Annotated in this window: 11 protein-coding genes; 8 read left to right on the plus strand and 3 right to left on the minus strand. The window is 46.8% G+C overall.

The window, feature by feature from the left end; genetic code table 11:
* Positions 1 to 8: 8 nt before the first annotated feature.
* Positions 9 to 287 (minus strand): hypothetical protein, encoded by a 279-nt coding sequence (locus tag KOD92_RS00195; RefSeq protein ID WP_215231510.1) that lies wholly within the window; start codon positions 285 to 287, stop codon positions 9 to 11.
* Between the two features lie 19 nt (positions 288 to 306).
* On the minus strand, positions 307 to 1,035 hold the full coding sequence (locus tag KOD92_RS00200) for a porin family protein (RefSeq protein WP_215231511.1): 729 nt from the start codon (positions 1,033 to 1,035) through the stop codon (positions 307 to 309).
* 275 nt (positions 1,036 to 1,310) lie between these two features.
* Here KOD92_RS00200 and KOD92_RS00205 point away from each other — a divergent pair, with 275 nt between their 5' ends.
* From KOD92_RS00205 to KOD92_RS00220, 4 genes are all read left to right on the plus strand, one after another.
* Complete coding sequence (locus KOD92_RS00205) at positions 1,311 to 2,012, plus strand: SGNH/GDSL hydrolase family protein (protein ID WP_215231512.1); 702 nt, start codon at positions 1,311 to 1,313, stop codon at positions 2,010 to 2,012.
* A gap of 101 nt (positions 2,013 to 2,113) precedes the next feature.
* Complete coding sequence (locus KOD92_RS00210) at positions 2,114 to 2,653, plus strand: RNA polymerase sigma-70 factor (RefSeq protein WP_215231513.1); 540 nt, start codon at positions 2,114 to 2,116, stop codon at positions 2,651 to 2,653.
* Between the two features lie 57 nt (positions 2,654 to 2,710).
* Positions 2,711 to 3,397, plus strand: coding sequence for a hypothetical protein (locus tag KOD92_RS00215; protein ID WP_215231514.1), 687 nt, complete (start codon positions 2,711 to 2,713; stop codon positions 3,395 to 3,397).
* Between the two features lie 14 nt (positions 3,398 to 3,411).
* On the plus strand, positions 3,412 to 4,632 hold the full coding sequence (locus KOD92_RS00220; RefSeq protein WP_215231515.1) for a DUF4374 domain-containing protein: 1,221 nt from the start codon (positions 3,412 to 3,414) through the stop codon (positions 4,630 to 4,632).
* Here the strand turns inward: KOD92_RS00220 and KOD92_RS00225 are convergent, their stop codons facing one another.
* Positions 4,633 to 5,472 carry an Rpn family recombination-promoting nuclease/putative transposase gene (locus KOD92_RS00225; protein WP_215231516.1) on the minus strand — a complete coding sequence of 280 codons (840 nt, stop codon included), beginning with the start codon at positions 5,470 to 5,472 and terminating at the stop codon, positions 4,633 to 4,635.
* Between the two features lie 147 nt (positions 5,473 to 5,619).
* Here KOD92_RS00225 and KOD92_RS00230 point away from each other — a divergent pair, with 147 nt between their 5' ends.
* From KOD92_RS00230 to KOD92_RS00245, 4 genes are all read left to right on the plus strand, one after another.
* Positions 5,620 to 8,013, plus strand: a complete 2,394-nt coding sequence (locus KOD92_RS00230) for a TonB-dependent receptor (protein ID WP_215231517.1) — start codon at positions 5,620 to 5,622, stop codon at positions 8,011 to 8,013.
* A 40-nt stretch (positions 8,014 to 8,053) separates the two neighbouring features.
* Positions 8,054 to 9,256 carry a DUF4374 domain-containing protein gene (locus KOD92_RS00235; protein WP_229254461.1) on the plus strand — a complete coding sequence of 401 codons (1,203 nt, stop codon included), beginning with the start codon at positions 8,054 to 8,056 and terminating at the stop codon, positions 9,254 to 9,256.
* Positions 9,257 to 9,456: 200 nt separating this feature from the next.
* Entirely contained in the window at positions 9,457 to 10,587 is a 1,131-nt protein-coding gene (locus KOD92_RS00240) for a PepSY-associated TM helix domain-containing protein (RefSeq protein ID WP_215231518.1), read from the plus strand.
* 39 nt (positions 10,588 to 10,626) lie between these two features.
* Positions 10,627 to 13,077: an outer membrane beta-barrel family protein gene (locus KOD92_RS00245; RefSeq protein WP_215231519.1), complete on the plus strand. Its 2,451-nt coding sequence runs from the start codon at positions 10,627 to 10,629 to the stop codon at positions 13,075 to 13,077.
* The last annotated feature ends 126 nt before the right edge of the window (positions 13,078 to 13,203 follow it).

Here is a 13,203-nt window from a genome sequence, read left to right on the forward strand (position 1 = left end):
TTAATATCTCATCCCGCTTTCAGGCTGCCGAGCACATAGGTTTTGTCCATTACAAAGCCTCCTGCCTGCTTTACATTTGCCGCTTCCCGCACCGGAAAGCGGCATTCCGGGCATTTGGGTAAGTGAGCGCCGATCAGCGTTCCGCAATTCTGGCATTGTTTCTCCGGCATCTCGTCCACAGTTGCTTCCGGATCCGGAGCCTGCGAAAACCGGCCGTTGATCCGGCAGTGCGCGCATGTGGTCGCGTCGCTATTGTTGATCGTGCCGCAATTGTTGCAAACCAGCATAATCGAAGTCGTTTAGCGGTTAATACTTGTCTCCGAAATTGAAGTGGTGTGTATAGCTTACGCTCAGGATCGTAGACACATTGCCGACTTTTCCATCGGCACCGATCGCCGTACTGCTCCTGTTGTTGAGCGCATTGAATCCCAGATCCCAGATGATATTCACTGCCAGCTTGCCCTTTTCACCCATTGGCACCAGCATTCCGGGACTCAGGATGAATCCCGGCTGAAAGCGGCGATACGTATCATTGATCCCGCTCCCGAAACGCACTGTCGAAGACTCGCTCCGGGACCCCACGCCCGCTACTTCCAGTTCCAGCCGCTGATTTCCGGCTAGTCCTATATTCAAGGAAGGTCCGGCGGAGGCGGTTAATCCGAATTTTTCACTCAGAAAACGGTACCTGAAAAGAATGGGTACGTGGATGAAAGAAGTGTTCTCTCGCCGCTTCACGAAGCCCACATAGTCGCCCTCAATCCTGTAATTGTCAGTCTCCGACTTGGTACCTTTCTGGATAAAGTTGACACCCGAAACGATCGCCATCTTATTCATTTCCACTCCAAAAACAACGCCGCCGTTCAACCCTGGCTTAGGCTTCGAACTCGTCCAAAGATCTGCGTAATCGGATGTGTATGAATACATTGACAAGTTAGCTCCGCCCGTTCCTCCAATAAAAAAAGAACTGCCTTGCGCATTCGCAGCGAAGTTGGCGGACAATAAAAACGCGATCACTAGCAATAATGGCTTTCTCATGTTTTTGATGTTTTTAGTGTAGCTTAAAACGCACCAGCAATTCCACCGGCAGAGGTGATTTTCTGGTCTTGCAAATTTCAGCCAAACGGAAAAAGCAAACCATCCCTGTTTTCAGCCATTTTTGAGTATCTCCCCCTGGCCCCCTCAAGGAGTTCAGAACAAATAGCCCCCTTGAGGGGGTTGGGGGAATTGAGGGGGCAGGGGGAGAATTTTTACCAACCAACATTAACAAACATCACCGCCGCCCTTTTACAAAAAACGAACTCCTGAACCTCATGAAAACAGCATTACTAGCTCTTACTTTTTCACTAGTTCAACTCTCACTAACCACCTCGGCGCAGGTTGCTGATACCAGTTATCTGGCCGAGGTTAAAAAGGAGCTAAATACAGCGTGGCCGAAGAACCGGCGCGTTAATCTGGTTTTTCACGGGCATTCTGTTCCAGCGGGCTATTGGGAAACCCCCGAAGTGCGAACCCTGGAATCTTACCCAAATCTGATTTTGAAAGCGTTGAAAGCGAAATACCCTTACGCGGTGATCAATGTGATCGTGACTGCGATTGGCGGAGAAAATTCGTTGAAAGGCGCGGCGCGTTTTGAGAATGAAGTGCTGGTGCATCAACCCGACGTACTTTTCATCGATTACGCACTAAATGACCGCTTTTCGCCTCTTGAAAAAACCAAGGAAGCATTGGAAAAGATGATCCGGGCAGCGCAGGAACGGAACATTAAGGTGATACTGGTCACCCCTTCCCCCGACCAGCGAATCGATATTTCGGATCATAAAAATCCACTCGACCCCTATGCAGCGCAGATCAAAGAGCTGGCGGTTCAATACAAAACAGGATTTGCAGACCCATATATTAAATTTCAAAAAATAGTAAAGGATGGTAAATTGAAAGAAGTAATGTCGTCGGTGAACCACCCGAACGAGGCGGGGCATACTGTTATTGCAAATGAGATCCTGCCCTATTTTTGAATGAACAAAGAGGCGCTGCCCTGATCGACAAACTGCGATTTTATTTGGACTTGTTTTAAATAACAGACTATATTTGCAGCTTTCCATGAAGCTCCTTGCGAATGAATCAGGATTTAGCAGATAGTATTCCAATGCGCATCGATGAGGTGACTTTCCGACAGATTTATCTGCTGCATTGGGAGAAAGTTTTTGCTGTTTGCTACAACAACATCCGCGAATCGGAGCCTGCCAAGGGAATGGTCCAGGACATTTTTAAATCCTTGTGGGAACGGAAAGACGAGCTTGAAATCACGGTTTCAGTTGAAAGATACTTGCTCAGGGCTGCCAAATTAAAGGTTTTTGAATATTTAAGAAATACCAGGTCCCGCGCCGAACACATAGAATCTGCTTTTCAGAATTACTGCCACTCTACCAATTGCACCGAAAACGAGGTACTTTATAATAACCTGAAATCGCAGGTGGAATGCCTGGTAGATACACTTCCCTGCCAATGCCGCAATGTATTCAGAATGAGCCGGGAAGAAGGATTGACTAATCGCGAAATTGCCTCGCGCCTGCTTATTTCCGAAAGGGCTGTCGAGTACCACATTACCCGGGCTCTTTCCACACTGAAAGCAAATCTCACAGAATACCTCCCTTAGTTTTCACCGCCTGCCTTACGGTAAAAGTTAAATTGTGCTACTTTTACCAAAAGTAAAATGCGTAATAAAGTCAGCTCCTACATGCGGGTCAGTAAAGAACTTATCGAGCGATATCACGCGGGCCTGTGTACGCAGGAGGAACAATTGGCTGTTGAAGAGTGGCTCCTGAGCGACGATTCCGACGAGGTATTTCTGCTGCCGGAGGGGAAAGAGAAACGGGCACTTCGCGCTGAAATGTGGGAAGAAATAGCAGATGTTTATCCTGAAAAAAAGAGTTATCAGCACATATTCTTTCACAGCTTCTGGCGTCAGGCCGCAGCGGTTGTTTTACTGGGAATAACTGGCGTATTACTTTACAGCATTAATAATAAGCAGGTTACAGCTGAAATTATCGTCATTAACAACGAGTCCACTTCAATCAATAAAGATTTACAAGCGGGCAACTTTCACGTATCCCTCGCACCGAAAAGCAACATTGAAATTGACAGCAATACCGAGCGGATTGATTTTTGCGGTGCCATGATGATCAACCCGAAAATGGATGTTGAATATACCATCCAGGGCACCTGTCCCGACCAAAAGGAACAAAGCGGCAAGATGAAGCTCAAAAAAGGACTGAACTATATTGCCCTCAATTACGCCGGGCCAGGTCAGAATACAGAACTGCTGGTACTCGAAGAAAAATCATTAATGGGGCTGCCGCCGCTCATGAAAAGGCAGCTTATGCACCAGTTTGACATTTGAAATCTACTTCATTAATGATCAAAAATCCCCGGCAAATTTTCTGGTATCTGCTATCAGCGATGATTGCTTTTACAGTTGGATGCGCTGAAAGAGAATCGGGACAAAGCGACACTTTGCAAAAGAAATACAGTATCTACACAATGGCGGAGGATGGTCAGGAATTTTTGATGACTGCCGACTCGCTGTCCGGCGGGCGCCTCGAACCGGAGAAATCAGGTGTAAAGGTAGATCCTCAGCGAATTTTTTACGAACTCATCGTACATAAGGGATACTACTACCGGCTGGATGCAAAAACGCAGGAATTCTTAAAGATTGGTATTGAAAATAAGAAGTTTACTACCAAATCCAGATTAAAACTCGAAGGCTTTTCGGCGATCGATAACTATAACTGGATCACGCCCGATTCGCTCCTGATCATCGGCTACGATGATAAAAGTGCAGAGGTGAAATATGCCAAAATTCATCTCGACAATATGACCGCGGTACAAGGTAAACTTCCCTTGCCCGCTCCTTCGGGAGGTTTTAACTGGACATCGGTCGGCTTTTCGCATTTCATGAATGGGCAACTGCTGGTCGGCTACACCTATCATGCCGCCCACGATCTGTTGGGCTATACCACAAGTGACACGATGTACGTGGCGACGCTGAGCTATCCTGCACTGAAAAATTTAAAGAACTATAAAGACCACCGTACCACGTATCCCGGCGGGGTCAATACGCGGCAATCACATTTTTTTACGGATGAAAATGGCGATTTCTACTTTATCACCTGCCCGGGCATTGCTTTGGGCAATAATCCCGCGAAGCCCACTGCGATCATGCGGATCAGGAAGTCGGACGGCAGCATTGACCCGGATTACTTTTTCAATATTTCTGCTTCTCCTATTCAAAATAACGGATATGGTTTCTGGTATCTTGGGAAAGGAAAAGCAATTGTACGGACAGAGCGGAAAGCACTTTTTACAGGAATGGGTGATCACTACAAAGTGCCCCATTTTGATTTTTACGAAGTTGATCTTGAAACGCAAACCACGACCCGCCTTAATCTTCCGTTGGATAAAGGCACAGCCAGGCAATGTGTGATTGTAGAGAATGGGATCGCCTATATTGCTGTGAATTCAGATTCTGCAGGAAACTATATCTGGATCTATAATCCCGAAAATCACGGCCTCAAAAAAGGATTGCAACTTCTCGGCCAGACGGACTATATTCTGCGAATTGAGCGGCTCAACTAATTAAAGCATCGCAAGTTGGCTTTCGGACAAGCCGGTAACCTCCATGATCAGTTCGTCAGAAAGACCTTTTTCCTTCATTTTTTTGGCGGTTTCCCGCTTGCTAGCCATAACTCCATCGTTCCAGGCAGTTTCTTTCGTTGCGTACAAATCTCTTGCTTGCTTCACACTTGCGTCGTATGCCATTTTATCTTGCTTGTTTAAGTTGCTGACTTCTGCTATATCAAACAGTTTTTTAAAAATAGGTCTTCTCAAAAACAATGGTAATTTATCAATATTATTCATGTGTTTCAATAAAAACAGCCAGTTGTCAAGTTCAGAATTCAGCTCTTCCTCGCGTTTCTTAAACTTTGGGATTTCAACGTAGATAAAAGTGAGCTTGTCGTAAAACGCTTTTCCCTTATCATCTTTTAGCATCACCTTGGAAATAAAATGACGATCTGTTTCATCAAAACAGAAATCCATGATGCCGATCAGATACACAGGTTTCAGGCGGTAATTCCAACTTTTCGTACTAATCGGTACCTGATCCCTGATCAGCGATGCGACATAATACAAGCAGCGGTCCTTGAAAAATTCCTGCCGGATCCGCTGCATTTCAATGATAAACTGCTCTCCGTCGGCGCCTGTACAAAGCAGATCAAAGATTACTTTTCTGTCTGCCGATAGCGGACCGTTCTGTTCAGTCTTGTCGTAAGTCAGGTCAATAATGTACTTCTCGCCTGCGAAAAGCTGATTTAGAAAATCGATGAGCAAATCCTTGTTAGGCTCCGATCCGAAAATCCTTTTGAAACCAAAATCCGTAAAGGGATCGATAAAGCGGCCCGGCTTTGCTAAATGCATGGATAGTATGTGTTTTGATCTCTGCGAAAATCCAAAAAATTTTCATCAAACACCTTCGGGAAACTGCGAATTGCGCTACTGGTTATCAGGCGGTATAAATGGACATTAACCCTCCGCCCGAAAAACCAGCTTTTCTTCTATTTCAAAATGCGTGTCAGCAAATTATTCCGTTGCGGGATTTCGATGATCCTCTGCACTTTGCCGCTCCTGGTAAATGCGCAAACTTCTTCCATTTCAGGCAAAATCACGTCGCAAGACCGTTCGACGCTTCCGGGAGTTTCAGTTTTACTTAAAAAAACATCCCACGGGACTACTACTGACGCCGACGGTTTATACAAACTAACCGACGTCAAACCTGGGAATTATACAATTGAGGTCACCGGCGTTGGATTCAGTACTATTTCCCAAACGGTTTCTGTAAAAAGCGGCAAACATGTCACCCTCGATTTTACAATGCTGGAAAGTCAGACGGATTTGAATGAAGTCCAGGTGGTGGGCAAAACGCAAACCCAGGAGATCAAAGAGCTGGCATTTTCTGTAAATGCGATTGAAACCAAACAATTTGCAAATACCACGGCCGACTTAAACCAGGTATTGAACCGGAGTACCGGCGTGCGGATACGCGAACAAGGCGGGCTGGGTTCCAATTTTGTTTTCTCGATCAACGGACTTTCAGGAAAAGCTGTCAAGTACTTTATTGACGGCGTGCCGATGGAAATTCTCGGTAGCGCCATGTCACTCAACAATATCCCCGTCAACCTTGCTGAGCGCATTGAGGTGTATAAAGGAGTAGTACCGGTTCAGCTGGGTTCCGATGCGATGGGCGGCGCGGTGAATGTGATCACCAGCCAGAAGCAGACCAACTATCTCGATCTCAGCCACAGCTACGGGTCGTTTAACACCCACCGTTCCGCGTTGACCGGCCAATATGTGCACAAGCCGACGGGCATTACGCTGAAAGCAACGGGCTTTTTCAATTATTCCGACAACAATTACAAAATGAAGGGCGTCGAGATTCTCGAAGGCGGCAAGCGAAACGGCGACCAGATCACCGACCTTTCAGGAGCAAACTTTGTAATGACCGACACGCGCCGTTTCCACGATCAGTACCGCTCGTCGATGGGACAGCTGGAAGCGGGTATTACCAATAAAAGTTGGGCGGACGTACTCTATGTAGGTTTTGGTTACACAGCAGGAAAACAGGATCTGCAAACCGGATTTGAGCAAACGATTGTATACGGAAATGTGACCCGGGACAGTAAGGCATTTACCGGAACTTTGCGTTACAAAAAGGCAAATTTGTTTATCAAAGGACTGGATCTGAGCCTGTTCGCTTCGCAGTCGCGCGATGCTTATGTAACTACCGACACCTTGCTCCGGCAATATTACTGGGACGGTTCGTGGACTACGAAAGGCGCTACTGAAATGGGCGGAGTCAAGACAATCGGGCACATAATACGACCGAGAACTTTCGCCCGGGCCAACCTGAGCTATACGCTGAACGAGCGCCATTCTTTCAATATCAACTATACGGCCGATCGCCTCAAAAACGAGAGTTACAACGAACTGATCAGCGATAGTGACGATATGCCCGGGATTATGAACAAGCAGATCATTGGTGTCGCTTATCAACAGGAGCTGCTCGACAAAAAATGGGTGAATACATTTTTTGCCAAATACTATGGACTGGGATTGGAAAGGAAGAAATATATCGATCAGTCGTACCAGGTAGTAGACAGCACTTTCAGGAATTACGGTTACGGGGTTGCGTCGCGCTACAAGATCCTGCCGGACCTGGGTATTAAAATTTCGCTTGAACATGCGTACCGTTTGCAGGAGGTTGAAGAGGTTTTTGGGGATGGTTTGAATGTCCAGCCTAACCCCGATCTGAAACCGGAAAGCAGCGACAACGTCAATCTGGGTGGTTATTACGGAGTTCGATTCAATAAGCACCGGTTCTTTGTGGAGGCTTCTGGATTTTACAGGAATGCAGTCGACTTCATTTATCCGGTGCCCGACCAGCGTTCCAAAGCATTGAAAAACGAGAATAAGGCGAGTGTCCGGGTGACAGGTTTTGAGGGGGAGTTAAGATACGATTACGGCGATCTACTTTCCTTCAATATCAATGCTACTTATCAGAATGCAGTGAATACCACCAAGTTTGGCAATACGTCAAGTAACAATTACGAGGCGACTTATCTGAACAAAATCCCCAACCAGCCCTGGCTTTTCGGGAATGCAAACCTGGCGATCGGAAAGAGTAATGTGTTTGGGAAAGATACCCGGCTGCAATTTTCCTGGTACACCCAGTATGTGCATTGGTTTTACCTTACCTGGGAAGCTTTTGGTAATGTAAATGGCAAATCCACTATTCCTAACCAGCTGATCCACAACGCATCTTTAAATTATTCCCTGCAAAATGGCAGGTATAATATCTCCGCCGAATGCCGAAACCTGACGGACGATCTGGCGTACGACAATTTCAGGTTACAGAAACCGGGACGCGCTTTTTCCCTGAAACTCAGATATTTCATCAAATAACCCGAAACACAATTATCCATTTTTATAACATATACATCAAATGAAAATAATGAATAACCTCCCATTCAAAGTGCTGGCTATCAGTGCGCTGGCATTGGTTTTAAATGGTTGCAGCGACGAACTGAGCGAGTCTTCCAAGCCGGTTGAAGACGGAAAATACTCGGCAGTTGTGTGCGTGGGCAGCTGGCCGAATACGGCGTATTATATTGCTGACGTACCTTCCTTAAAAGAAGGACAAATCAGTTTGAAGGGCAGCGGAGCGGAAATGACGGGCAAAGTGTACGCCCAGGATGTGATCCAGAAAGACGGATTTTACTACCACGCCAACTTCGGCAGCGGACGTTTTGGCAAATACCACGTGCAAAACGGCGCGTTGATCGTCGATAAGGAAGTGCCTTTTACGTTCCTCAATTGGAGCTCGTACGTTTGGGCCGATGACCAGACGCTCGTGATTTTCGGAACGGCCGAAGGTGAAGCGCGTTATGCGATCGTGAAAGTGGCTGATATGACTTTGACCACCGGCAAGCTTAACCTGGAAGCTTATCCGAAAGGATTTGATGAATATGCGATCGGATTTGCAGAATTTCGTGACAGCAAACTTTTCATCGGATTTAGTTTTACAACTTCTACATACAGCGCTAATATGCCTGTTTATCAAAAGTTTGGTGTTGCTGTTGTGAATTACCCGGGCATGAATACGGAAAGCATTATTTCCGATACCCGCACCACTACACCCGGTGGTCCGGTTGTGTACGCACCGGCTTCTTTTCAAGATGAAAACGGAGATATCTACTTTATCAGTGACCCGGTTTACAACTACGATTACAAATCCCCATCCTCCATTTACCGGATAAAAAAGGGCACTACGCAACTGGATAATACCTATTACTTCGATTTCTCTTCCAAAGTAGAGAACGGAATGGGACCTGCGATGTGGTACCTCGGCAACGGAAAGGCGATTGTGCGGACCAGGGTAAAAGGTATCAATATTGATGCCGAGCACTCTTTTTCTGTGATTGACATTAGAAATGGTGCATTTATCAAAAAGCTTGACCTGCCCGCCGACAAAGGCGAGCGGATGGTGAAAGCGGTGATCGTGGAAGATGGTAAAGCCTATATAGCTGTAAATGCAGCAGATAAAGACTATATCTGGGAATACGATCCGGCGACAGAAGCATTAAAACCAGGTGCGGAATTCGTGGGCGGAATCGACTATATCCTTCGTTTGGAAAAAGTTAAATAATGTCACGCTTCGGCTGCGCTCAGCGGGACAGTTTGGTGTGGCGGTCACGCTTCGGCTGCGCTCAGCGTGACAATTCGGTGTGGCGGTCACGCTTCGGCTGCGCTCAGCGTGACAGTTTGTGGTGAGCGCATTCCTATGTCAAGCTGAGCGAAGTCGAAGCCGATACTTGTTCGCGCAATGTGAACACTAATATTAATCAAATGCTTAAAAAAATAAATGCCTGGCTGCACCTGTGGCTGGGGCTGGCTTCCGGGATTGTCGTTTTGATCGTGGCTGTTACGGGCTGCATTCTTGTTTTCGAGCAGGAATTGAAATCACTTACCCAGCCCTGGACGCACGCCGAGCGGCCGGACAATGCAGCTTACCTCCCTCCGTCGGTAATTCACGAACGCGTCTCCAAACGATTCCCGGGTAAAGAAATCCATGGTATATGGTACTATGGACATGGAAAAGCCGCGAAAATGAATATGCATTCGGATTCTGTCATATTCGTTAATCCCTATACTGCGGCAGTGACAGGAATCGCCGACCCCGAAGATTTTTTTCACTTTATCCTCGACGGACACGTGGGTCTGTGGATCGAGGGAGAAGTTGGCCAGGCGATCGTTTCCTATGCGACGCTCGTATTTTTTATTTTGCTGATCACCGGAATGGTATTGTGGTGGCCAAAAAAATGGAACAGATCGGGGCGCGATAAAAGCTTCAAAGTCAAATGGAAAGCGAAGTTCAAGCGGGTGAATTATGATCTGCACAATGTACTCGGCTTCTATTCGCTTAGTATAGCGCTTATTCTCGCGATAACCGGTCTGGTTATGGGTTTCAGGTGGTTTAATGAGGGATTTTACTGGCTAAATTCCGGCGGAAAGACGCAGCCTGCATACGTAACTTCATTCTCGGATACGACCCGCATTTACCAGAATGCCGGTTTTAACAATGTTGATCTAGCCTTTCAGAAAGGTATTACGGAGATCGGTACTTATAATAAAGACGCGATCATCATTTCTTTTCCTGAAAAACCTTCCGACCCGATCGACCTTTGCGTGGATATGTACAACGGATCATGGCGCTACGTGTATTTGGACCAGAATACATTGGCTGAACTACCCTCTACCCAGGTGCATATTGATGACCTGAAATGGGCCGACTGGCTCCGGCGGACAAACTATGCGCTGCATGTGGGGGCGATCGGAGGAATGCCGACCAAGATCCTTTTCTTCCTTGCAAGTCTCATTTGCGCGAGCCTGCCGATCACCGGCTTTTACATTTGGTGGGGGAAACGCAAACCTGCAAAAACCAGGGCAAAACGTTTCGCAAATCTCAAACCCGCCTGAAATAATCTGTATTTTTACCCGCCGCCAATTTTATTTTACATGAAATACCAGTACCCGCGACAGCTGCATAAGCTGCTGTTCTTCATCAACTTGCTCTTCATTTCCAACGTCTCGCTGTCTCAAACTCCTGCCCCATTCCAGGTAAGCGGAATTGTGACTGATTCAACTTCCCGAAAAGCGATAGAGTTTGCCACCATCAGTATTTTGGACAATGAGAAAAAAGTGATCGCACTGACTTACACCGACGAAAGCGGGGTATTTAAATCAAGCGACATTACTACCGGATCTTTTTTCCTCAACTTATCCTTTGTCGGCTACCGCCAGAAAGTGATTCCTTTTACCATTAAACCCAATACACCAGGCTTCGAATTCGGTACAATTTTACTGAGTTCGGAAGTAAATCAGTTGAACGCAGTAACTGTTACTGGCTCACGGCAACTGGTTGAACAGCAACCGGGTATGCTCATTTACAATGCTGAAAAAGATATCAGTAACCAGGGCGGAACGGCTGCGGATGTGCTTCGCAAAGCGCCAATCCTGAATGTGGATGCTTCGGGAAAAGTGACGATGCGCGGGAATTCGAACCTGCGTATTCTTATTAATGGAAAATATTCTGGACAAATGGCGCGGAGCCCGGGAGATGCATTGAATATGATGCCTGCCGGCTCTATTAAATCTGTTGAAGTGATCACCAGTCCGTCTGCCCGCTACGACGCGGAAGGGGCTGCCGGGGTTATTAATATCATTACAAAAAAGGGAAACCAAAGCACCAGCGGCACGATTGAGATCGTGGGTGGGAATCTGGAACAGGCTATCAACCTGCGCATTGCCGTTAACCGCGATAAATGGAATATCACTTCCACACTGCATTTGCACCGTTTCCGCGAACGTGAAATAGCAGATCTCGACCGCGTTACCTATGATAATGGCGCAGCTTCGGGCAGGATTTTGCAAAATGTGGTCAAAGACAATGCGAAGCCGCACAGTTCGGGGGATTTTCAGCTTGAATACACACCGGATTCCGCCAGTATTTTCAATTTTTCTGTAAATGGCTGGCTGGGGAGCTGGCCGCAGAACAGCGAACAATTCAATCAGAGCTTTAATGTAAACGGAACTTTACTCAACAAATATACCCAAAGCGTAACCACGAAAGCGCCGAACCGCGGCATTGATCTCAATCTGGGTTATACCAGAAAATTCCGGAAACCGGGCGAGGAACTGTATATCATGGCGCAGCATAACAGTGCGAGCGAAGATTATAACTACAATGCATTCCGGCGAGACGAAGAATTACTGACCTACCGGGAAAGAAACTACAACCGCACCAAAAACCGCGAATGGACCTTCCAGACGGACTATATTATGCCTTTGTCCTATTCATCCAAACATGCTTTGGAACTGGGTGCAAAGGCTATTCTGCGGAATGTGAGCAGTATTTACGACGTGGCGGCCAGCAGCGGATATCAACCCGAATTACTCGAACCGATCAGTGAACGCTCCGATATTTTCGACTACCGCCAGGACGTGACCGCCGCCTATACCCAGCTCAAATTCAAATGGAGCAGCGGCTGGGCAATACATGTCGGCGCGCGTGTGGAAGGCACTTTTCTGGAAGGAAACCAGATCAGGCTGGGGACGAATTTTACGAATACATTCTGGAATTTCGTGCCGAGCGCGACTATTTTTAAAAGGCTTAATCCAAACAATAACCTGACATTGAGTTACACCAAACGCATTTCGCGCCCGTCGATCTGGGACCTGAACCCGAACCGTGACAGCCAGGACCCACAGAACATTTTCATAGGTAACCCCGACCTCCGCCCCGAAGAAGTGAACCAGGTGGAGTTTACTTATGCATTGCAAACCGACGCCGAGTTCTTTTTCAATACATCGCTATTCGCGCGCCGTACCAACAATTCAATCGAAAGCATTGTGACCATAGATAACGCCGGCGCGGCTACGACCACCAAGCAAAACCTGGCTTCGAATGAACAATACGGCATCAATTTTTCAACCGCAATACCCTTATTACCAGGCTGGAAGATCAATAGCAATGCGAATGTCCGGCACGCGCGGTTTTCGAGCGGCGCATTGAATATTAGCAATAATGGAATGGCATGGGGCGTGAATGTGAACAGCAGCTGGAAGCTCGCCAATAATTATAGTGTGCAGTTTTACGGCGATTACGACGCCAGGGAAGTGACATTGCAAGGTTACCAGAGCGAGTGGTTCTATTATAGTTTTTCGGCAAAAAAAGAGATTCCGTCAAAGAAGCTATCGATCACGTTGACTACTGTAAGCCCTTTCAGCAGCTATATTTCGCAGCAGGAAGTGGTACGTTCAGCTGATTTTACTTCTACATTCAGAAACCAATATCTGCAACGCTCCGTCCGCCTGTCGCTCAACTGGGAGTTTGGCAATATGCTGGGCGGCGGCAAAAGCAGGAAGATCAATAACGACGACCTCAAAAACGCTAAACCGAACGGTTAAATGATATTTTTTGAACATCCTATTCGCTAAGTGACGCAATTTACCCGCACGTTTGTCATGATCAGCACCGGTTTAATTCGTCCACATCTGCCAACTTTGTAACATACTAATTCACCAAAAACAAAG

The organism is Dyadobacter linearis (assembly GCF_907165045.1).
Lineage (GTDB): Bacteria > Bacteroidota > Bacteroidia > Cytophagales > Spirosomataceae > Dyadobacter > Dyadobacter linearis.